General features: G+C 72.9%; 19 protein-coding genes and 2 pseudogenes. 8 read left to right on the top strand and 13 right to left on the bottom strand.

The window, feature by feature from the left end:
• Window positions 1-13: 13 nt before the first annotated feature.
• The 3 genes from QTQ03_RS16385 (at window position 14) to QTQ03_RS16380 (ending at window position 3,043) form a co-directional block, all read left to right on the top strand.
• On the top strand, window positions 14-1,219 hold the full coding sequence (locus QTQ03_RS16385) for an IS256 family transposase (RefSeq protein ID WP_289280776.1): 1,206 nt from the start codon (window positions 14-16) through the stop codon (window positions 1,217-1,219).
• A 710-nt stretch (window positions 1,220-1,929) separates the two neighbouring features.
• On the top strand, window positions 1,930-2,538 hold the full coding sequence (locus QTQ03_RS30355) for a DUF6346 domain-containing protein (RefSeq protein WP_353890595.1): 609 nt from the start codon (window positions 1,930-1,932) through the stop codon (window positions 2,536-2,538).
• A gap of 28 nt (window positions 2,539-2,566) precedes the next feature.
• The gene (locus QTQ03_RS16380) at window positions 2,567-3,043 is read left to right on the top strand and encodes a hypothetical protein (RefSeq protein ID WP_289280863.1); all 477 of its coding nucleotides are present in this window, start codon (window positions 2,567-2,569) and stop codon (window positions 3,041-3,043) included.
• A 62-nt stretch (window positions 3,044-3,105) separates the two neighbouring features.
• Here QTQ03_RS16380 and QTQ03_RS16375 read toward each other — a convergent pair whose 3' ends face one another.
• Together QTQ03_RS16375 and QTQ03_RS16370 are read right to left on the bottom strand one after the other, a co-directional pair.
• The gene (locus tag QTQ03_RS16375) at window positions 3,106-4,338 is read right to left on the bottom strand and encodes an APC family permease (protein WP_289278804.1); all 1,233 of its coding nucleotides are present in this window, start codon (window positions 4,336-4,338) and stop codon (window positions 3,106-3,108) included.
• An 11-nt stretch (window positions 4,339-4,349) separates the two neighbouring features.
• Window positions 4,350-5,117, bottom strand: coding sequence for a phosphatase PAP2 family protein (locus tag QTQ03_RS16370; protein ID WP_289278803.1), 768 nt, complete (start codon window positions 5,115-5,117; stop codon window positions 4,350-4,352).
• A 110-nt stretch (window positions 5,118-5,227) separates the two neighbouring features.
• Between QTQ03_RS16370 and QTQ03_RS16365 the strand changes: the two genes are divergently transcribed.
• On the top strand, window positions 5,228-6,439 hold the full coding sequence (locus tag QTQ03_RS16365; RefSeq protein WP_289278802.1) for a DUF4032 domain-containing protein: 1,212 nt from the start codon (window positions 5,228-5,230) through the stop codon (window positions 6,437-6,439).
• A 526-nt stretch (window positions 6,440-6,965) separates the two neighbouring features.
• On the opposite strand, the gene nagA is transcribed toward QTQ03_RS16365, so the two are convergent.
• The 3 genes from nagA to QTQ03_RS16350 are packed head-to-tail and all read right to left on the bottom strand — an operon-like array spanning window position 6,966 to window position 10,074.
• A complete protein-coding gene (gene nagA, locus QTQ03_RS16360) occupies window positions 6,966-8,075 on the bottom strand; it encodes an N-acetylglucosamine-6-phosphate deacetylase (protein WP_289278801.1) in 1,110 nt (369 codons plus the stop codon).
• Window positions 8,072-9,148, bottom strand: a complete 1,077-nt coding sequence (locus QTQ03_RS16355; protein ID WP_289278800.1) for an ROK family protein — start codon at window positions 9,146-9,148, stop codon at window positions 8,072-8,074. The genes nagA and QTQ03_RS16355 overlap by 4 nt, the downstream gene beginning before the upstream one ends.
• Entirely contained in the window at window positions 9,145-10,074 is a 930-nt protein-coding gene (locus QTQ03_RS16350; RefSeq protein ID WP_289278799.1) for an SIS domain-containing protein, read from the bottom strand. Before QTQ03_RS16350 ends, QTQ03_RS16355 begins: the two co-directional genes overlap by 4 nt.
• Window positions 10,075-10,265: 191 nt before the next feature.
• On the opposite strand from QTQ03_RS16350, the gene QTQ03_RS16345 reads away from it, so the two are divergent.
• Window positions 10,266-11,051, top strand: coding sequence for a DeoR/GlpR family DNA-binding transcription regulator (locus tag QTQ03_RS16345; RefSeq protein WP_289278798.1), 786 nt, complete (start codon window positions 10,266-10,268; stop codon window positions 11,049-11,051).
• A 183-nt stretch (window positions 11,052-11,234) separates the two neighbouring features.
• The gene (locus QTQ03_RS16340) at window positions 11,235-11,636 is read left to right on the top strand and encodes a DUF3263 domain-containing protein (protein WP_289278797.1); all 402 of its coding nucleotides are present in this window, start codon (window positions 11,235-11,237) and stop codon (window positions 11,634-11,636) included.
• Between the two features lie 46 nt (window positions 11,637-11,682).
• Here the strand turns inward: QTQ03_RS16340 and QTQ03_RS16335 are convergent, their stop codons facing one another.
• On the bottom strand, window positions 11,683-11,898 hold the full coding sequence (locus tag QTQ03_RS16335; protein ID WP_289278796.1) for a hypothetical protein: 216 nt from the start codon (window positions 11,896-11,898) through the stop codon (window positions 11,683-11,685).
• 449 nt (window positions 11,899-12,347) lie between these two features.
• Between QTQ03_RS16335 and QTQ03_RS16330 the strand changes: the two genes are divergently transcribed.
• Window positions 12,348-13,283 carry a hypothetical protein gene (locus tag QTQ03_RS16330; RefSeq protein ID WP_289280862.1) on the top strand — a complete coding sequence of 312 codons (936 nt, stop codon included), beginning with the start codon at window positions 12,348-12,350 and terminating at the stop codon, window positions 13,281-13,283.
• Window positions 13,284-13,387: 104 nt separating this feature from the next.
• Complete coding sequence (locus QTQ03_RS16325; protein WP_289278795.1) at window positions 13,388-13,897, top strand: GNAT family N-acetyltransferase; 510 nt, start codon at window positions 13,388-13,390, stop codon at window positions 13,895-13,897.
• Between the two features lie 40 nt (window positions 13,898-13,937).
• Here QTQ03_RS16325 and QTQ03_RS16320 read toward each other — a convergent pair.
• The 7 genes and pseudogenes from QTQ03_RS16320 to QTQ03_RS16295 form a co-directional block, all read right to left on the bottom strand.
• Window positions 13,938-15,542, bottom strand: a pseudogene (locus tag QTQ03_RS16320) (AAA family ATPase); the annotation flags it as partial.
• A 153-nt stretch (window positions 15,543-15,695) separates the two neighbouring features.
• Window positions 15,696-16,322 (bottom strand): annotated as a pseudogene (locus tag QTQ03_RS30695) (AAA family ATPase); the annotation flags it as partial.
• 52 nt (window positions 16,323-16,374) lie between these two features.
• On the bottom strand, window positions 16,375-16,818 hold the full coding sequence (locus QTQ03_RS16315) for a hypothetical protein (RefSeq protein WP_289278793.1): 444 nt from the start codon (window positions 16,816-16,818) through the stop codon (window positions 16,375-16,377).
• A gap of 42 nt (window positions 16,819-16,860) precedes the next feature.
• Window positions 16,861-17,607, bottom strand: a complete 747-nt coding sequence (locus QTQ03_RS16310) for a GTP-binding protein (RefSeq protein WP_289278792.1) — start codon at window positions 17,605-17,607, stop codon at window positions 16,861-16,863.
• Window positions 17,585-18,055, bottom strand: a complete 471-nt coding sequence (locus tag QTQ03_RS16305) for a DUF742 domain-containing protein (RefSeq protein WP_289278791.1) — start codon at window positions 18,053-18,055, stop codon at window positions 17,585-17,587. Before QTQ03_RS16305 ends, QTQ03_RS16310 begins: the two co-directional genes overlap by 23 nt.
• The gene (locus QTQ03_RS16300) at window positions 18,052-18,528 is read right to left on the bottom strand and encodes a roadblock/LC7 domain-containing protein (RefSeq protein WP_289278790.1); all 477 of its coding nucleotides are present in this window, start codon (window positions 18,526-18,528) and stop codon (window positions 18,052-18,054) included. Before QTQ03_RS16300 ends, QTQ03_RS16305 begins: the two co-directional genes overlap by 4 nt.
• Window positions 18,525-21,329, bottom strand: a complete 2,805-nt coding sequence (locus QTQ03_RS16295; protein ID WP_289278789.1) for a sensor histidine kinase — start codon at window positions 21,327-21,329, stop codon at window positions 18,525-18,527. The genes QTQ03_RS16300 and QTQ03_RS16295 overlap by 4 nt, the downstream gene beginning before the upstream one ends.
• Between the last annotated feature and the right edge of the window lie 14 nt (window positions 21,330-21,343).

Here is a 21,343-nt window from a genome sequence, read left to right as displayed (position 1 = left end):
GCAGTTGATCGCGATGCTGGTCGATCGGGCTCGTGGTGACGGGTTGAAGCTGACCGGCGAGGGTGGGCTGCTGCAGCAGCTGACGAAGCGGGTCCTCGAGTCGGCGTTGGATGGGGAGATCACCGACCACGTCGGCTACGACAAGCACGACCCGGCGGGTCGGGGTAGCGGGAACACCCGTAACGGCAGCCGGACCAAGACGGTGCTCACCGACGTCGGGCCGGTCGAGGTGCGGGTCCCACGCGACGCCGCCGGGACGTTCGAGCCGCAGATCGTGCGTAAGCGGCAGCGGCGTCTGACCGGCGTCGACGACATGGTCCTGTCGCTGTCGGCCAAGGGCCTGACCCACGGCGAGATCGCCGCGCACCTGGCTGAGGTCTACGGCGCTGAGGTGTCGAAGCAGACCATCTCCACGATCACCGACAAGGTCATGGACGGCATGGCCGAGTGGCAGAACCGGCCCCTGGACCGGGTCTACCCGGTCGTGTTCATCGACGCCATCAACGTCAAGATCAGGGACGGTCAGGTCGCGAACCGGCCGATCTACCTCGCGATGGCGGTCACCGTCGACGGCCACCGCGACATCCTCGGTATCTGGGCCGGTGACGGCGGCGAGGGCGCCAAGTACTGGCTGCACGTGCTCACCGAGTTGAAGAACCGCGGCGTGGCCGACGTGCTGATGCTGGTCTGTGACGGGCTCAAGGGACTGCCGGAGACGGTGGAGACGGTGTGGCCGCGCACGATCGTGCAGACGTGTGTGGTGCACCTGCTGCGCAACTCGTTCCGCTACGCCGCCCGGCAGGACTGGGACAAGATCGCCAAAGCGCTGCGGCCGGTCTACACCGCGGCGACCGAGGACGCCGCCACCGAGCGGTTCCTCGAGTTCGCCGAGGCGTGGGGCCGTAAGTATCCGGCGATCGTGAAGCTGTGGGAGAACGCGTGGGCGGAGTTCGTGCCGTTCCTCGCCTTCGACGTGGAGATCCGCAAGGTCATCTGCTCCACGAACGCGATCGAGTCCGTCAACGCCCGTATCCGCAGGGCCGTGCGAGCTCGTGGCCACTTCCCGAACGAGCAGGCCGCACTCAAGTGCGTCTACATGGCCTTGATGAGCCTCGACCCGACCGGAGCCGGCCGCCGACGCTGGACCATACGCTGGAAAGCACCACTGAACGCCTTCCAGATCGCCTTCGAAGGCCGGCTCACCCCGGCCAACAACTGACCACCTCAACAACCAAGATCAGCCGTTAACTTGACACTCCCGGCTGAAGAGAACGCGGACGTGGTCAGCGTCGTCGCCGGTGTCGCTGTGGGTCTAACGTGCACGGCGGTCACGGGTGGTAGTGGTGCTCTCCTGTGCGGGGCCCTCGGCGGCGCGGTGACCGGGCTCGTCAGCGGCGCGCTGAAGTGCTCCGGTGGTGACGAGAGTCGGTGTTCGATGGGCAGCCTTGCTCTCGATGGCGTTGTTGGTGCGGGTTTGGGACTGCTGGGCGGTGGCATTGGTGCCGCTGCTGGTGGTGCTATTAAGGGATTCGCAACGTCTGGCGTTAGCAAGATCCTGCCCGGCGCCGGCTCCTCGGTAGTCGCACTCGGGCGTGGTACCGTGACGGCCGTGCGACAAGGCGCGCCGAGAACGGTTAGCCGTTTGCTCGGGGGATCGTCCGGCCAGAACCTTGGTGCATTCATTAGGGGTAGCCGGGAACAATGGGCGGCGGACGTGGTCAAGGCTGGCGGAGGCTTCAGGGGGCACGCCTCGGTTGCTTTCGACACCGGCCGTATGGTTCTCAACGGTGCCCGTTCGCCAGATGGTTTGGCGGCAGGAACGGTCGGGGCGGTTATGCCGGCGACGAGAGATGATCTACGACAGTATTCCCTCAGCCCGCGTACTGTGGTGCCGGCATTTATCGGCGGCGCGTTAGGCGGCGGGTTTTGATGGCCGGCAACCCGGACCGGGCGAGGGGGGAAGGAAAGTTTCGGGAGAGCGAGCTCCGGAACTGGCAGCGATACGGACCGATCCTCTATCGGCTCCAGCAATTGTTCTTCATGGCGGTCACCCTTGGTGTGGCGTACGTGCTGGCGCTTGTGTACTTGACGGTCAACAGCTTGTATCCTGGCAGCGGTTCCGTCCGTCCGCTCGGTCCGACGGAACGGTCGGTTCAGGCGGTGATCCAGGAGTGTAGTCGGGTAGGGCCGGTGAGCCATCATGGAATAGGTTACTGGTGGGTCTGTCAAGTGTCAGTTCAGCGGGACGGTGCGCAGATTCAAGCGTCTGTCGACCGTTCTATCGCTGGTCCGCAGGATGTGGGAACCGTCATTACTCTGCGTGAGGCATGCGGAGAGCGAGAGCTGGGTAACTGTAGCTATGGCAGGCCAGTGGCTGAGATCTGGTCGTTTCTCTACGGGGTTCTCTGGCTTCTCGGGAGGGCCCTGGCGGTAGTCCTTTTGGCTATGGTCGCCATATACCTATTAAAGGCTATTGTAGGGGCGCCATTCTACTTTTCTATGCTCGATCGATGGCGCGGAGTTAAGGGGACGACTTGAGATGGTATCGCCAAATGATTACGTAGAAATGGTTCGGCAACGGCTGGTGGCCGACAGATGTGCAGTGACGGGTGAGCGCATCGGCGCCGTACCTGTCGTCGTCGGCTATCGGCCGCAGATTCGGGCGCTGACCAGGATTCACCTCTTTACGGTCGCCGCAGAGATGAAACGGGTTGACGAGGAAACCCTGCGAACCTTCGTCGACGACGTGGTGAATCTCGGACTGGAGCGCAAAGGACAGTGGCGCGGGATGCAGTCGGGCGTCGTCATGCTGCCTGTCCTGGTGACAAAGGCGGCGGATCCGGCCGCGACGGCACTGACCCAAAAGGCATACAGGCTGAACGGGGCCGGCTTCGCGGCTATGACCCAACCTGCTGTCGTGGATGTAAGAAACGGCACGATTTGGACTTTCCGAGGGGCCCGACTCTGGGGTTATGCCTACAACTCGCTCATAAAGAAGAAGTACGAGACATATCTCCCGAAGCCGACGGCTCAGCTATACTGATTTGCGCCATTCGACTCCGTAGACCGGGGCGGTGGCGGAAGCTCTCTGTCACCTTGGATCGGTCAACGGCGCGTGGGGCGGAGGGTATGCCAGAGGGCGCCGAGGGTGAGGACGGCGAAGCCGGCGAGCATGCTGGGCAGTGGCAGGTTGACCGCGAGTAGCAGGCAGCCGGCCAGTCCGGCCACGGCGAGCGCCTGGACCGGCAGCTTCCGCTCCGGGTCGCGTCCCAGCGTGAGTGCCGAGGCGTTGGTGACGGCGTAGTAGACCAGCACGGTGACGCTGGAGAAGCCGATCGCGTCGCGGACGTCGCCGAGCAGCACCGCGACGATCACCACGGCGGCGACGGCCAGTTCGGCGCGGTGGGGCACCTGGTGGGCCGGGTGGATGGCGGCCAGCGCGGCGGGTAAATCGCGGCGGCGGGCCATGGCGAGGGTGGTGCGGCCGACCCCGGCCACCAAGCTGAGGAGCACCCCGGTCACGGCGACGGCCGCCCCGGCGCGGACCACCCAGGCGAGGCCGGGTAGCCCGGCGGCGGTCACCACGTCGGCCAGGGGCGCGGCCGAGCCGGCGAGCCGTGCCGGCCCGAGCACGCCGAGGGTGATCACGGCCAGTGTCAGGTAGATCGCCAGTGCCAGGCCGAGCGCCAGCGGCACCGCTTTGGGGATGGTCCGCTCCGGGTCGCGGACCTCCTCGCCGAGGGTGGCGACGCGGGCGTACCCGGCGAAGGCGAAGAAGAGCAGGCCGGCGGCGGTGAGGATGCCCCGGGCGGTGCCGCCCGGGGCGTCGAGCCGGCCGAGCGAGACGTCGGCCGCGCCGGTCACCGCGACCAGGGTCAGCACGGCCAGCACGACCACCACCAGGATCCGGGTGGCGGTCGCGGTCTTGGCGACGCCGCGCAGGTTCACGGCGGTCACCGCGACGACCGCGGCGACCGCGACGAGCCGGGCCTGCTCCGGCCAGAGGTACGCCCCGATGGTCAGCGCCATCGCCGCGCAGCTCGCGGTCTTGCCGACGACGAATCCCCAGCCGGCCAGGAACCCGGCGTACGGGCCGAGGCGCTCCCGGCCGTAGACGTAGGTGCCGCCGGACTCGGGGTACCGGGCGGCGAGCCGGGCCGAACTGGTCGCGTTGCAGAAGGCGACGAAGCCGGCGAGCGCGAGCGCCGCCAGCACACCGTAGCCGCCGGCCGCCGCCGCGGCGGGGGCGAAGACCACGAAGACGCCCGCGCCGAGCATCGAGCCGAGACCGATGACCACCGCGTCACGTACGCCGAGCCGGCGCGCCAGTTGCTCCACGGCAGCCGACCCTAGGGATCCGAGGTGAACGGCCGGTTCCAGCGGTCGACCGCACGGGGAAGCGGCAGGTCGTCCCACGGCACCCGGTGCAGCAGCCGGTCCAGCAGCAGGCCGAGCAGCAGCCCGGCCACCGAGTCGGTCAGCCAGTGCCAGCCCAGGTACGTGGTGGTGCAGAGCACCACCAGTGGTGGGACGATCCGGACCACGGTCACCAACCGGGGCGGGACCGGGCGTCCGAAACCGCGCAGCACTGGGACGATCAGCAGGGCGATCACGCCGTACCAGACGATCGCGTTGGCGACGTGCCCGGACGGGTACGACTGGGCGAAGCGCACCGGCAGGTCGTCCTGGAAGAGCGGTAGCGTCCGCTCCGGCGGCAGGTACGGCTCCCGCACGCTGGCGCTCGGCGCCGGCCGGGCCGTCCACACCTTCAGCGGCCCGATCGTCAGGTAGGTGAGCCCGAACGCGACCACCGGCGGCAGCATGGGGCGGACCGACCGGAGCCGCACCGCCAGCAGGGCGCCCAAGCCGGCGGCGATCAGCGTCAACGGGGTGCCCTGCCCGACGTGGTTCAGGATCCGCGCGACCCAGTACGCCCCCGCCGGGCGATGCGCGTCCGACCAGTCGGCGACCGAGCGGTCCAGACCGAAGAGGTGGCCCGCCGTGAGGGCGGTGGTCAGGGCCACGAGGCCGGCGAGCAACAGGGCGTCGAACCACCAGCCGGGCGGGCGCACCGGCTGGAGCCGCACCTGCCGCCATACCGCCGTGGTCTCCCGCACGCCGTCACGCTACCGGCCCGGCGCGTCGGCTGGCCGCCCACGGCCCCGAGTGGCTGTGTGCCCAGCCACGTGGGGAGGCACCGCGGCGGGAGGGACGTCAGACTTGACGCGTGCGGATCACTTCGGCCCTCGTCGACCCGGCGCTGCTCGACCTGCCCTGGTCGACCCCGCTGACGGAGTGGCCAGCGGAACATTTGGTGGCGCTGCCCCAGGGCATCTCCCGGCACGTCGTGCGGTTCGTCCGGCTGGGCGACTACGTGTACGCGGTCAAGGAGACCGGCGAGCGGGTCGCCGAGCGGGAGTACGACCTGCTGCGCGCCCTGGAGCGGATCGGCTTCCCGACGGTGGAGGCGGTGGCGATCGTCGCCGACCGGCAGTCCGACGACGGCGAACCGCTGGACCCGGTGCTGATCACCCGGCACCTCCAGTTCTCCCTGCCGTACCGGGCGCTGTTCTCGCACACGCTGCGCCTGGAGACGATGCAGCGGCTGCTCGACGCGCTGGCCGCGCTGCTGGTGCGGATGCATCTGACCGGGTTCTTCTGGGGCGACTGCTCGCTGTCGAACACCCTGTTCCGCCGGGACGCGGGCGCCTTCGCCGCGTACCTGGTGGACGCGGAGACCGGGGCCCTGCACCGCTCGCTGTCCAACGGGCAGCGGGGGGAGGACCTGGAGATCGCCCAGGTGAACATCTTCGGCGAGGCGTTGGACCTCCAGGCCGCCGGGCTGCTGCACGACTCGATCGACCCCGAGGTGGTCAGCGCGGAGGTCGTGCGGCGCTACCAGCGGCTGTGGCACGAGGTCACCTACGAGCAGCAGGTCGAGCGGGAGGCCCGGCACGACATCGAGGGCCGGATCCGCCGGCTCAACGAGTTGGGCTTCGACGTGGCCGAGATCGCCGTGTCGACGATCGACGACGGGCGGTACCTGGTCCGACCGAAGGTGGTCGACGTCGGCTACCACTGCCGGCGGCTGCTCCGCCTGACCGGCTTGGACGCCGAGGAGAACCAGGCCCGCCGGCTGCTCAACGACCTGGACGCGTACCGGGCGGAGTGCTACCCGATCGACGAGCAGCAGGCGGCGCACCGCTGGCTGACCGAGGTCTTCGAGCCGGTGGTCCGCGCGGTCCCGGCGCACCTGCGCCGCAAGCTGGAGCCGCAGGAGATCTTCGCGCAGATCATCGAGTACAAGTGGCTGTTGTCCGAGCGGGCCGGTCGGGACGTCGGCATGGCACCGGCGGTGCAGTCGTACCTGGCGGACGTACTCGCGCACCGCCCCGACGAGCAGGCCGTGCTCGGCGGGGCGATCCCCACGGCCGGCTGAACCCGCGGCCGCCGGCGGGCGTCCCCTGGTCAGCCGGTCGACGTTGCTGCCGTTCGGGGGTTGTTGCCTGTCGAGGTTGGCCGGTCGGGGTTGTTGCCTGTCGGCGGTTGCCGTCGGTTGGGGCTGCTGTCGGGGTTGCATAGGTCAGGGGTAGCCGTCGGCTGCGGTTGCCGCCTGTCGTCGGCGCGAGAAGAGGGCTCCGTAGTCGACTGTCGAGCTGCCCCACTGACGGGGCAGCTTCGCCTGCCTTCGGGTGGCACGGCGGCTACCCGGCCAGCGCACGGCCCGGCGTCCGCCGGCGCAGGCAACCCGATGGTCGAGCCGGCTCGGCTCGTTCCCGAGTGGGCCTGGCTCCGCGAGTGGGCTTGTCTCCGAGTGGGCGTGTCCCCGAGCTTGTCTCCCAGAGTGGGCTCGTTCCCCCCGAGTGAGCTTGTCCCCGAGCCGGACGGGCGTGTCGTGCCGGACGTATGGACGGGGCAGCTCGACAGGCTCGCAGCGGCGTCATCGGCGGCCGGGTGGTTCCTGATCAGTCGAGCCAGGTGCCGGCGCGCATCACCCGGACCACCTTCAGGTCGTCGTCGAGCACCACCAGGTCGGCGCGGAGCCCGGCCTGGAGGGCTCCCAGGCGGTCGCCGAGGCCGATCGCGCGGGCCGGAGTGGTGGCCACCATCCGGGCGGCGTCCGGGACGGCGATCCCGGCCGTCACCGCGTGCCGCAGCGCGGCGTCCATGGTCAGCGTGCTGCCGGCGATCGCGCTGTCCCGGGCCAGCCGGGCCACACCGGCTGCCACCGACACGGCCTGGCCGCCCAGCTCGTACTCGCCGTCGGGCATGCCGGCGGCGGCCATCGCGTCGGTGATCAGCGCTGTCCGTTCGGGACCGGCCGTGGCGGTGGCGAACGCCAGCGTGCCGTCGTGCAGGTGCACCCCGTCGGCGACCAGTTCGCAGACGACGTTCGGGGCGCCCAGCAGGGCTACCACCGGTCCGGGCTCGCGGTGGTGCACCGGACGCATGCCGTTGAACAAATGGGTGGCGACGCTCGCGCCGGCTGCGATGGCAGCGCGGGTTTGGTCGTACGTGGCATCGGTGTGACCGACCGCCACCACCACGCCGCGGGCGGTGAGCAGCTTGACGGCCGTCAACGCGCCGTCGCGCTCCGGGGCCAGGGTGACCATCCGGACCGCGCCGCCGCCCAACTCGATCAGCTCGGCCAACTCCTCGGTGGACGGGTCGCGCAGGAAGTCAGGGTTCTGCGCTCCGCAGCGGGCCGCGGACAGGTACGGGCCCTCGAAGTGGATGCCCGCGAGCACCCCCTCGGCGACCAGCGGACGGTACGCCGTGGTGGCGGCGCGCATCAGCTCGAACGGCGAACTCACCAGACTGGCCAGCACGGTGGTGGTGCCGTGGCGGAGGTGGAACCCGGCCGCCGCGCGCGCCTCGTCGGCCTCGCCGGTGGTGAAGGTGTGGCCGCCGCCACCGTGGGTGTGCATGTCCACGAAGCCGGGCAGGACCCAGTGTCCGTCGCGCACCGACGGGTACTCGGCGACGGCTGTGATCCGCCCGCCGTTGATTTCCACACAGCCCTGCCGGATCACTCCGGTCGGAGTCACCACCTTGCCGGTCACCCGTAGCGTCATCGCTTCTCCAGTTCGTCGAGGGCGAGCAGGGCGGCACCGAGGCAGCCGGCCTCGTCGCCGAGGGCCGCCGGGACCAGACGCGGCTCGCGGTGGAAGGTCATCCGGTCGTGCAGCGCGGCGCGCAGCGGGTCGAGCAGTTGGGCGCCGGCCTGCGCCAGACCACCGCCCAGCACGATCGTCTCCACGTCGAAGAGCGCCTGGCCGGTGGCGAGGCCGTCGGCGAGCGCCGCTACCGCCTCCGACCAGACCTGGCCGGCCAGCGGGTCACCGGCACGGGCCCGCGCCGCCACCTCCGCCGCGCTCACCGGCGGCGGGCCGGTGGTCGCAGGGCCGGTGGCGGCAGGGCCGGTGGCGGCAGGGCCGGTGTGGCGGCCCGGCCCGGTGGCGGGGGTGTCGGGCGTCGTCCCGTGGCCGGCGCCGCCGGCCGCCGCAGTCAGTTCGGCGTAGCGGCGGGCCACCGCCGACGCCGACGCGACCGCCTCCAGGCAGCCCCGCCGGCCGCAGCCGCAGATGGGGCCGGCGGGGCGGACCAGAATGTGGCCGATCTCGCCGGCGGCACCGTGTGCGCCGGTAGCGGCCGACCTCCCGACCACGTGCGCGGCGGCGATTCCGGTGCCGACGGCGACGAAGAGGACGTGTCGGACGTCCCGGCCGGCGCCGAGCCGGGCCTCGGCGAGGCCCCCGGCGCGCACGTCGTGGCCGAGCGCCACCGGTAGCCCGAGCCGGGCCTCGGCGAGGTCCCGCAGGGGTACGTCACGGAAGCCGACGTTTGCCGACCAGACCGCCACGCCACGGGCCTCGTCGATGACGCCCGGGACGGCGACGCCAACCGCGACCGGGATGAGCCCGTCCAAGCGGGCCTTGCCGGCCAACGTCTCGGCCACGTCCAGGATGGTCTCGACGACGGCCGCCGAGCCCCGGGCGGCCTCCGTCGGGTGCCGCTCGGGGCGCACGGCTGTGCCGTCCCGGCGGACCAGGGCACACTTCATCCCGGTGCCGCCGACGTCGAGCGCGACGACGACCTCACGCTGACCGGGCCCTCCGGTGTGGGCGGGCTCGCCGCCCGCACTCACGCCAGGACCACGGAGCGGCTCAGGTGCCGGGGCGCGTCCGGGTCGAGACCCCGGCTGGTGGCGAGGGTGACGGCGAAGCGCTGCGTCAGGATCAGGTCGGCCATCGGGTCCAGCGGTGTACGGCCGGCGGCCCACGTGCCGATCACGCTGCGGTACCCGTGCGTTCGGCTGTGGACGAAGGCGGCGCCGGTGGCCGCGACGTCCTCCGGTAGCCCGTCGGGCAGGTCACCGAGCGCCCAGACCAGCCGGCCCGGCGCGGCGACCGAGATCGGGCCGTGCCGGTAGTCCATGGCGGGGTACGCCTCGGCCCAGAAGGTGGCGGCCTCGCGGCACTTCAGCGCGGCCTCGTGGGCCAGACCGACGGTCCAGCCACGGCCGAGGAAGGTGACCTGCTCGATGCGGGCCGGGTCGATCGGCAGGGGGGCGCGCACCGCCACCTCCGCGTCGGCGGAGAGCGCGGCCACGTTGTCGCCGAGGTGGGCCCGGAGCAGGGCCAGCGCCGTGGTCGCGAATCGGCTCTGCACCACGGCGCGTTCGTCGGCGAAGGGCAGGGGCACCGTGGCGTCGGCCAGCGCGACGGCGGGCGCCACGGGGTCACCGACCAGGACGGTGGTGGGCAGCACCCCGCGCAGCGCGGCGAGCAGGTCGGTGACCTCGGTGGTGGTGCCGGATCGGGTGATCGCGATGACCCGGTCGTAGCGGCGACCGGCGGGGAACTCGCTGGCCTGGAAGGCGTCGGTCTCGCCCTTGCCGGCGTGTTCGCGGCGGGTCGCGTACGCCATCGCCATGAACCACGACGTGCCGCACCCCACGACGGCGACTCGTTCCCCGGGCCGGGGTAGCCGGTCGGCCACCGTGGCGGCCAGCTGCGCCGCCTCTCGCCAGCAGTCGGGCTGGCTCGCGATCTCCGCGTCGACGTACGACATGAGAACTCTCCAGAGGGCGGTGCGCAATACGGCTCGTAAGGCCCGTCTTTCGCGCGCTATTCTGCGCGAACCTGATGGCCGTGGCAACCGAGGTTCGCGATCGAGCAGGGAAGGGTTTTGCCTCGCATGGTTTCGCGCACTAGTGTGCACGCAACCAATCACCGACCGCGCAGCAGACTGGAGGGCCTGGGGTGGACCGGTACGCCAGATGGAACGCCCTGCTCGAAATGCTGACCGACAGCGGTCGGGTCGGCGTGGAGGAGGCCGCCGAGCGGCTGGACGTCTCCCAGGCCACCATCCGGCGGGACTTCGACCAGCTCGCCCAGCAGCAGATGATCACGCGGACCCGGGGTGGCGCGGTCGCCAACGGTGTCTCGTACGACCTGCCGCTGCGCTACAAGACCGCCAAGCACTCGGCCGAAAAGCAGCGGATCGGCGCCGCAGCCGCCGCCCTGGTGGCCCCCGGTACGGTGGTCGGCCTCAACGGCGGCACCACGAGCACCGAGGTGGCCCGGGCCCTGGCCGTCCGACCGGACCTGAACACCAGCGCCGACGGTGCCCAGCTCACCGTGGTGACCAACGCCCTGAACATCGCCAACGAGCTGCTGGTCCGATCGCGGATGAAGGTGGTGGTGGCCGGCGGTGTCGTGCGGCCCAAGTCCTTCGAGCTGGTCGGCCCGCTCGGCGGGGCCCTGCTGCGCGAGGTCACCCTGGACGTCGCCCTGCTCGGCGTGGACGCGATCGACCCCCAGCTCGGTGCCGCCGCTCACCACGAGGGTGAGGCCGCGATGAACAACCTGATGGTGGCGCGGGCCAAACGGGTCGTCATCATCGCGGACTCGTCCAAGTTGGGTGGTCACGCGTTCGCCCGGATCTGCCCGGTGGACCGGGTGCAGACGCTCGTCACCGATTCCGGGGCGGCGTCCGAGGTGGTCGATGCGTTCCGCGCCGCCGGGGTCCAGGTCATCAGCGCTTGAGCCGCGAGGAAGGGCTGGTCACCGGCCCGCTCGTGGCGCCGCCCGCTCGTGTTGGCCCCGGTACGACGTCCGGTACGCCGCCCTCGGTCCGCCGGACAGCGTCCCGCGCGGGCGTGGCAGGCGACCACTAGGCTGGGCCTCCGGGTCGGCGCCGCCGGGCCGACCGCCCTCGCGAGGAGTGTCATGCCGCCTGACGCCGTCCCGACCGCCGCCGAGCCGTCCGGGGACGGCCGGGCCGGTGGCCGGACGACCGGCGAACGAGCTGTTCCCCCGCCCCGGCCCGCACCCGAGGTGGAGATGGTCCCGCCGGAGGACGACGGCGGGCGCGGTCCGGAGCCGGCCGCCGGGACGGCGGACCGGTTGACCGAGCGTGAGCGGGGCATCCTCGACTTCGAACAGCAGTGGTGGCGCCACGCCGGCGCCAAGGAACAGGCCATCCGGGACCGATTCGGCCTCTCGGCCACCCGTTACTACCAGCTGTTGAACGCACTGCTCGACAAGCCGGCCGCGCTGGCCGCCGCGCCGGTGCTGGTCGGCCGGCTGCGCCGGCTGCGCGCCTCCCGCGCCCGCAACCGCCGCCGCTGAGGCGGGCGACCGTGTCCCATCCAGGACCGGCGTGCCCGCGGATCCGTCAATCCTTCTCGTACGTTCGCAGCGCGGCGCCGATGGCGAAGAAGGTCGGAGCCCACTCGCCGACGAAGATCCCCCAGCGGTCGGCGCGGTCCACACCTGCCCGCTCCAGATGCTTGGAGAGGAACCAACTCGTGAACGACAGGCCGATACTCGCGAAGCCCGCCAGGTACGCATGCTCCGCCCGGAATCCGGCCTCGTGTAGGCGCTGCAACATCTGCGATCCTCCCTCTCGCGGACGGGCGGCTCTCGCCGCCGGGTCGGCCTGGCGGCCGACCGGTGCTGACGCTACCCTCCGTCGTGGTGTCGATGCGCCGGGTTGACGGAACCCGGGCCCGCCCGTAGGCCGAGCGGCATGCCGGGCCGCGACGTGGGTAGCCGGGTCGCCACCGGTGCGCAGGTCCGGACGGGCTGTGGCGGAGGGAGCGGGCCATGAGTGGGACGGGACCCGGTGATCGGCCGCGCGGTCCGGCTGGGCGACCGGCCGCGCCCGCCCCGGCGACCTCGACCGGGGCGCAGCCGCACGAGTGGGTGGTCGACGCCCCGTACACGGCTGAGGACCTGGGCACCGGGGCGAGCCGGGTGCGTGACCCGGCCGACCCTCGGGTGGGCAGCCGTGCCCCGGAGGCGGTGGACGACCCGCGTCGGTCCGCCGTCCCGCGGACGATGCGGGTGCGGTCGGCCTCGGCCCCGTCGCCTGACCGCCCGGTCAACGAGGACGTCGTGTTCCGCTTCGGGCCGCTGGTCGGCGTGCTCGACGGCGCCACCGTGCCGGAGGGGTTCGACACCGGGTGCGTCCACGGCCCATCCTGGTACGTGCGGCACCTCGCGGCCCGGATCGGGCTGGCCGAGGCGGCCCGACCGGCGGCGACGCTGATGAGTAACCTCGCCGCGGCGATCCTGGCGGTCCGCGCCGACCACGGCGACCAGTGCGACCTGGATCATCCGGGCACCCCGTCGAGCACGGTGTGCCTGCTGCGGGACGGCGGTGACCAAGTCGACTGGCTGGTGCTCTGTGACAGCCCGTTGGTGCTCGACGTCGGTGGTCGGGTGAGCGTGGTGATCGACGACCGCCTGGCTAACGCGCTGGCTGATGTCCGGGCGACGGCGGCTGGACTTGCGGCCGGCGCGGCTGCGGGAACGCCGGCTGGACTTGCGGCCGGCGCGGCTGCGGGAACGCCGGCTGGACTTGCGGCCGGCGCGGCTGCGGGAACGCCGGCCGACCGAGTCGCCGCCGACCGGGCCAGCCGGTTCCGGCACGCGGTCATGGCGCAACGGGAGCGGATGAACCGGACGCACGGCTACTGGGTGGCGGCGACGGACCCCGACGCCGCGTACCACGCGCTGGCCGGGACGCTGCCGGCCGGCGGGCCAGGTGAGCTGCGGCGGGCGGTGCTGCTCAGCGACGGGGCGTCCGCGGCGGTGGAACACTTCGGTCTGTTCGACTGGACGGGACTGCTGGACCTGGTGACCGCGGAGGGGCCGGCGGCCCTGGTCGACCGGGTACGCGCCGCCGAGCGGGAACTCCCGGGGCGCCTCCGTCGGCACAAGCCAGCCGACGACGCGTCCGCGGTGCTCTGTGAGTTTGGCGACGGAGCGTGAGGAGAAACACGATGGGGGCCGACCGGCTGATACCTCCGGCTGGACCGCCAGTCGGCGCTCAACGGGGTGGACTCGGTCCAACGGGCACCGGCAGACTGCGGCACGTGACGAGTGCCGTGCGGTTGGAGCCGATGAGTGAGAGCAACCTGGAGTCGTTGCTCTCCGTAGCGGCTGCCGAGGCTGAGCCGGGCGACGTCATGCCGCCCGTCGAGGCCCCCGCCGGCTGGTCGCACGCGCGGCGGGAGGCGTTCCGGGAGTTCCATCGGGCCAGCTTCGGCGGGCTGGCCGGCCGGACCCGCACCCAGATGTACGCGATCCTCGTCGGCGGCGAGGTCGTCGGGATGATCCGGATGACGTGCTGTGACGATCCCGGCACGGTGGAGACCGGGCTGTGGCTGGGGCGCTCGGCCCGGGGGCAGGGGATCGGTTCGGCCGCGTTGCGTGGACTACTCAACGAGGCCGCCGCCGCCGGTATGCGGCGGGTGCTCGCGACCACCACCCCGCACAATTCCGGCGCGGTGTCCGTTCTTACCCAGTGCGGTGCGAAACTACGCGAGGAGAATGGCCGAACGTACGCCGAGATCTGTCTCGATTCGGCTCCCCCGGTGCGCTGATTCCGACGGACCGCACCGGGCGGTCTGGCCGGGCTGAGCGTCACCGCGCCGCGTACGCGGCGAGCCAGGCGACCTGGGCCGGGTCCAGGGAGGGGCGGACGCGGGCACGGGCCGTCGCCACGTGTGCCGCGGTGACCGTGGCGGCGGCGAGTGACTCCCGCATCGCGGCGAGCGCCGCCTCCCGGACCAGCGCCGCGCAGTCCGCCGCCGAGAAGCCGGCCAGTTCCTCGGCGAGCGCGGTGAGGTCCACGTCGGGCCCGAGCGGCACCGCGCGGGACGCGGCCCGCAGGATCTCCGCCCGGGCCGGCCCGTCCGGTGGTGGGACGTACACCAGGCGTTCCAACCGGCCGGGGCGCAACAGGGCGGGGTCGACCAGGTCCGGCCGGTTGGTCGCGCCGACCACCACCACGTTCCGCAGCGCCTCCACCCCGTCCAGCTCGGTGAGCAGAGCGGCCACCACCCGATCGGTGGTGCCGCCGTCGGTGGCCTGCCCGCGTACCGGCGCGAGCGCGTCCACCTCGTCGAGAAACACCAGCGTCGGTGCGGCCTCCCGGGCTCGCCGGAACAGCTCGCGGACCGCGCGCTCGCTGTCGCCCACCCACTTCGACAGCAGCTCCGGGCCCTTGACCGAGAGCACGTTCGCCCGACCGGAGCCGGCCAGCGCCGTCACCAGGTACGTCTTGCCGCACCCAGGTGGCCCGTAGAGCAGCACCCCGCGCGGCGGCTGCACACCGAGCCGGGCGAACGTGTCCGGGTACGTAAGCGGCCACAGCACCGACTCGGTCAACGCTTGCTTGACCTCGACCAGGTCCCCGACATCGTCGAGGGTGACCGACGCCAACTCCAGGGTGGACGCCGCCATGGTGGTCGGCCGGACCACCTCCAGCGCGGCGGAGAAGTCCGCCATCGTCACCGTCGGACGCTTCGCCGCCTTCTGCCGCAGTGCCGCGCGGACCCCGGCCTCGCGGACCAGCCCAACCAGGTCGGCGGCGACGAAGCCCGGGGTCCGCGCGGCGACCTCGTCGAGCTGGACGTCCTCGGCGAGCGGCATCGGCCGGGTCAGCACCCCCAGCTGTTCCCGCCGCAGGGCGGCGTCCGGCATCGGCACGGTGATCCGCACGGCGAGCAGGTCCGGGGCGCGCAGGGCGGGGTCGACCGCCTCGGGGCGGCCGGTCGTGCACACCACGGCCGCGCCGGCCGCCACGGCCTCGGCGACCACCTGGCGGAACACGGTGGCGACCGGGCCGGGCGCCTCGGCCGGGGCGAGCGCCTCGACGTCGGTGACCAACAGGACCGCCGGCCCGTCCGCGCGTGCCGCGGCGGCGGCCGAACGCAACCGGTCGACCGCCGCCGCGTTGGTGAGCGCGGCCAGCTCGGGCGCCCAGATCGGCCGGACCCGGGCCCCCACCCGGGCGGCCACCGCCTGGACCAGGGCCGACTTGCCGGAACCGGCCGGCCCGTCGAGCAGCACACCGAGGGACACCTCGGTGCCGAGCCGGCGGAGCACCTCGCCGTGGTGGAAGCCCAGGTCGAGCAGCTCGGTCAGCTCCTCGGCCTGCGGCCGGAGGCCGGGCAACTCGTCCACCGAGGGCGCGTCGCGGGCGGCGGTACCGGTCTCCGTCGGCGCGCCGGCTCGCCGGGGCGGATCGGTCAGACCGGTGCCCGGGGCGGCGGGCTGTGTCGCCGACCCACCCGCGGCGGGTCCGCCGCCCGACGGGACGTCACCGCCCGCGCCGGGAATCGCCGGCCACCCGGTGGGCGTCCCGGCGGGCGCGCCACCGCCGGTCGGGGCGTTCGTCGAGCCGTGGGTGACCGGGCCGTGCCGCCAGCAGACGACCGTGTCCATGGTGACCAGCATCGCCGACTCCGACTCCGACTCCGACTCTCCGGGCTCCCCGGCCTTCCCGGGCTCGGCCGCGACGACGGCGAGCAGCGTGCTCGTCCAGGCGTAGCCGACCCGGTTGGCGAGGCTGTGCCGGACCGCCTCGACCAGGCCGCGCACCGACGTGTCCGGCAGCACGTCCTGCGGAAGCAGCGAGACGTCGTCCCCGGCGGTGACCACCTTGCCGAGCAGCGCGAGCCGGAGCATCTCCGGGGAGACTGCCGCGACCACCTGGGCCGGGCCGGTCAGCACGACCCGACGGGCGGCGGTGACCGGGGCCGGGCCGACCGTCACCTGGCTCCCGTCGCGTACCCCGAGGTTGCCCAGCGTCAGGTCGTCGGCGTACAGCAGGCCGGGGCTGGCGGTTGGCTCGGCCGCCGCGACGATCCCGGCGGTCACCCGCCGGCCGGCCAGCCGGACCGGGTCGCCGGGACGGAGCCCCAGCGCGGTGAGCACCTCCGGGTGCACCCGGACGATGCCCCGCCGGGCGTCCAGCGCCGCCGGGCGCAGGCTGGCGGTCAAGGTGAGCTCCGATTCCCCCACCCGCCGAACCCTAGCCGGTGCGGGAAAGAACTCCTGGTCGGGCGGCCTGGCCCTACCGCGTCGGGTCGATGTCGCTGAGCAGGGACGGGTCACGGCGGATCAGGTCCGCGAGCCGGGCCGCCGGGTCCGCAGCCGGTCCGTCGAGGCGCGACGACCAGGCCGGCACGGTTCGCGCCGACAGCGGCCACGCCGGCGGGGGCGCGGGCTCCGCGCTGACCGTCACGCTCCCCTCCGACCAGGCCACTCGCAGCGGGTACGCGCGGCTGTCGTGTGCCACCCGCAACTCGACCGCCAGAGCGGGGTGCCGCTGCACGATCCGGCGTACGGCTTCGGCGACCTCGTCGACCGGGAGCGGCTCGGGCGCCCGGGCGCGGTGCTGGCCCGCCGCCAGGCTGGCCGGTGGGTCGGTGTCCCCGCCCGGGTCGGTGCTCCGCCGGCGCAGCGCCTCCTCGCGCCGGGCCAGCCGGGCCAGTGTCTCGTCCAGTCCACCCCTCATGGCCACCCCTCCTCGATGACACGGTTTCGACCGTCCGCCGGTTCAGGTCCCCCTCGCCCGGGTGGCGCGGTCCAGTGCGCGGTCCAGGACGACCAGCAGGGCGTCCCGCACCGACAGCCGGTCCCGGGCGTCGAACTGCATCATCGGCACGTGGTCCCCGATCGCCAGCGCCCATCGGATCGAAGTCAGGTCGTGCGCCAGCCGTCCGTCGAACGCGTTGACTCCGATCACGAAGGGCAGCCCGGCCCGCTCGAAGAAGTCGATCGCCGGATAGCAGTCGTCCAGCCGGGCGCTGTCCACCACGACGAGCGCGCCGAGTGCGCCCCGGGCCAGGTCGTCCCACATGAATCCGAACCGGGCCTGGCCGGGGGTGCCGAACAGGTACAGCTTCAGGCTGCGGTCGATGGTGACGCAGCCGAAGTCCATGGCCACGGTGGTCGTCGTCTTCCCGGAACGCCCGCCCGGGTCGTCGACGCCGATCGCGGCGGTGGTCATCTCCGCCTCGGTGGTCAACGGGACGATTTCGGAGATCGAGCCGACCGTGGTGGTCTTGCCGACCCCGAAGCCGCCGGCGACGAGGATCTTCACCGGGATCGGCGGCGCCGACTCCGGCCGGGCTGTGGTCTGGGGCGTTGCCGGTGGGCGGTACGGCGGTGGCGGCGGTGTGGCGGTGCCCCGGGCGGTGGGTGGGTGGGGCGCCGACGGGTTGCCGTACCGGGCGGCGGCACTGTTGGCCGTGAGCCCGCCCGCCGGGGACACCGGCCAGTCAGGAAATCGCGCGAAGTCCATCAATCACTCGCAGGATGATGTCGGGGTCGAGGGCGTCGTCGCCGTTGACGTGTATGTCGAGATGGCCGGCGGCGCTGAGGTCACCGACCAGGACCCGGGTCACACCGAAGTGCATCCGCATCCGGGCGGAGATCTCCGCGACCGAGATCGGCGAGCCGCAGAGCGCGACGATTCCCTGCGACTCCGGCGTCAGCCGGGCGACCGGGCTCGTCCACTCCACGGCCGGCCGGGCCGTCACCTGGGTCTCCAGTCCGACCGCCGGATCGGCTCCGGTCACCCGGCCGGCGGTGAGCACGAACGGCCGGGGGCCCGAGGGGCCGTCCGGCTCCGGGCCGGCGGCCGCCGGCAGGCCCACCGCGACGGGTTCACCGGGTAGGGCGGGCACCCGCAGGTAGGGACGGATCCGGGCCGGTGGGCCCGACTCCTCGCCGGCGACGTCGGGGATCACCGCTGGACGGCGTTCTTCAACTCGGCGATCAGGTGGGGCGTGAGCGCACCACCGGCCCGCCCGGCGAAGAGTGTCATCTCGTACGCGACGGTGCCGAGGTTGGCCGACCGGTCGGCGACGACGCCGAGCACCGAGCCGCTGCTGATCGCGCTGATCAGCAGGTACCCCTCGGTCATGTCGATGACCACCCGGTTCAGCCCACCGAGCGCGTACCAACTGGCCGCCCCGCCGGCGAGGCTGGTCATGCCGGAGACCACGGCCGCCAGCCGCTCGGCGTTGGACCGGTCCTTGATCGCGGACATGGCCATCAGCAGCCCGTCCGACGAAACGGCGATCGCCTCCAGCACCCCGGCGGTGCTGGAGGTGAAGGAGTCCAGCAGCCAGTTGAAGGTGCGGGCCTCCGGGCTGAGGTCCACGTCCGTGCCGGCGTGGGCCGGGTGGTCGACGTTGTCGTGCAGGAAAGGGCTGGTCACCGTGATGATCCCTCTTCGTCGCGGCGGTCTGGACTGACTTCACGCAGAGCGCGGGCGACGCCCGCCTCGAATTCGGTGATGAGGTCGCGGACCTCGGCCGGGTCTCCTGGGCCGTGGCTCGCGGGTAGGCGAACCGGCGTGCTGGTCAGGCCCGCCCCGGGCACCCGGCGGGTCAGCCGGGGCCGCCCGTAGGTCGGGCTGGCCCCGGCCGGCCCCGCGCCGGACGGTCCACCGGGGGTGGGCGGCGCGGAATGTGGATGGGCCAGCTCCGCCCGGCGTACCCCGGACTCGACGGCCTCGACCAGTTCCCGGGCGGCGGCCGGATCCGCGCCGACGGCGTCGGCGGGCCCGACTCGCGGCCCGGCCGGCGGCAGGCTGGCGCCGGGTACCCGTTGGCGGATGCCCGGCACGAGGGGCGCGACCCGAGCCGGCGCCCGGTTCGGCGGCGGGCCGGCCGGAGCCACCGTCAGGCCCGCCGGGACGGCCGCGTGCCCGCTGGCGGCGGGCGGTGCCGCGCGCGGCCCGGGCGGTGCCGCGCGCGGCCCAAGCGGTAGCCCCGCTGCCGGATCCGGCGAGGCGGGGGCCGATGCGGGGCCGGGCGGGAGCGCGGGGCCGGCCGGCGCGCTGATCTCCAGGTATGCGGTGTGGCCGATCTCCAGGTATGCGGTGTGGCCGGTCGCCTCGGGCTGCGTCTTCGTAACGGCGAACGCGTCCCAGGACTCGCCTGCCGCGACCGTGCGGGTGGCCCGGCGGAGCACCACCGGGTCGAAGCCGGACGGCGCCGCCGCGCCACCGCGTCTGACCCCGCCTCCAGCGTGGTCACCCACCCGTGATCGACCCTGCCTGACCGCCAGCGCCTGCCGGGTGAGCGGGGACGAACCGGCGGGGGAGCGCCGATCCCGATCCGGCACGACGACCCGGGCCACCGTGGCGCCGGCCCGGCCCACCGGCCGGGGTACCAGGGCCGCCGGTGGGAGTTCGAGTTGGGCGGTGACGCCGCCGCCGACGGTCGGCGCCAGGTGGACCGCCCAGCCGTGCCGCCGGGCCAGCCGGCCCACCACGAAGAGCCCGAGCACCTCGCTGGGGGCGAGGTCCAGCCGCTCGCGCCGGGCCAGCCGGGCGTTCTCCTCGTAGAGCCGCTCCGCGGTCATGCCGATGCCGCGGTCCACCACGCTGAGCCGGGCGCCGGCACCGGTCAGCTCGCCGCCCACCACCACCCGGGTGTGCGGCGGGGAGAACACGGTCGCGTTCTCCATCAGCTCGGCGAGGGCCAGAACGAGGTCGCCCACGGTGCCCGGCGACACCGAAGCCCCGGTGGGGACCTGGACGTCGACCCGGGTGTAGTCCTCGATCTCGCCGAGCGCCAGCCGGACCACGTCGGCCAGCCGCACCGGGGCGACGTGCGGGTCGTCGCCGGTCGAGCCGGAGAGCGCCACCAGGCTGCTCGCGTTTCGGCGCAGTCGGCTGGAAATGTGGTCGAGCCGGTACAGGTGTTCCAGCCGGGCCGGGTCGGTCTCCTGCCGTTCCAACCGGTCGATCAGCGCGAGCTGCCGGCCGACGAGGTTCTGCGTACGGCGACCGACGTGCCCGAACATCTGGGCGACGTTGCGTCGGCCGGCCACCTGGCGCTCGACCAACCGCGCGGCGGTTGTCTGCACCCGCTCGAAGGCGCGGGCCAGGTCGCCGATCTCGTCCCGGGCCCGGACGTCCACCGGATCGAGCCGGACCGGCTGACCGGTCTCCGACTCGTCGTCGGCGACCCGGGTCAGCTCGGCCTCGGCGACCCGGGCGACCCGGTCCGCCGAGCGGGTGAGCCGGCTCAGCGGCCGGGCGACCGTCCGGGCGACCGCCACGCTGAGCACCAGCACCAGGGACAGCACCAGCAGAGCCGCTGCGCCGACCAGGTACGCGACGGTCAGCGCCCGGCGCTGCTCGGCGGTCACCTCGGCGATGACGTCGGCGACGATCTTCTTCTCCACGAACTGCCCGAGGGTGATCATCGACTGGGCCGAGCGGAAGAGCGCCTCCAGCGGCACGTGCCGTACCGCGCCCACCGGGTCGAGCAGGCTCCGGGAGAGGAAGTCGGGGCTGGTCCGCGCGGTGACCGCCGCGTCGTTGAGCCGTGCCAGCTCGTACTGCTCCGCCGTGATGAGGCTGCGGAACCGCAGGTTGTCCACCTGGAGGGCGGCCACGCTGGCGACGTAGCTGATGATCGCCGCCGGGTCGTTGGTTGCCTTGACCAGCACGACCAGTGTGGCGCAGGCGCCGAGCGCCTCATCGGTGCGCAGCAGCCCGTCCAGCGCCAGCACCTGACGACCCGCGGCGGTGTTCGTGTCCACGGTGAACGGCAGCCGCAGCGAGTCGATCAGGGCCAGGTTGACCGGTCCGTACGCGTCCATGACCTCGTCGGGGGTGGCGGTGCCGGCGAGCACCGCGGCCCGCAGGTCGGCCAGCGTACGGATCTCGTCGAGGGCGGCTGCCACCTCGGACGGCAGCGATTCGCCGCGGGTGGCCCGTAGGTCGGCGACCCGGTCGTCCACGGCGGCGGACTTCTGTACCAACTCGGAAGGGGACACCCGGCCGAGCAGCAGACCGACCGACAGGATGCGCTCCTGTTGCAGATCCTGCACGAGGCTGCCGATCCGGCTGGCGACCCGGACCCGGTCGGCGATGTCAGCGGCGCGCTGGGCGACGGCGATCCGGTCGAGCACCACCGGCACCGCCAGGCCCACCATGCTGAGCAGCGGGATGACCACCAACAGGGCCAGCTTGTTCCGAATCCGTAGCCTACCGAGCAGCATCGAACGGCTCCCAC

It is taken from the genome of Micromonospora sp. WMMA1363, assembly GCF_030345795.1.
Lineage (GTDB): Bacteria > Actinomycetota > Actinomycetes > Mycobacteriales > Micromonosporaceae > Micromonospora.
Note: the sequence above shows the minus strand (reverse complement) of the source record. Positions and strands in the feature narration are given on the sequence as shown.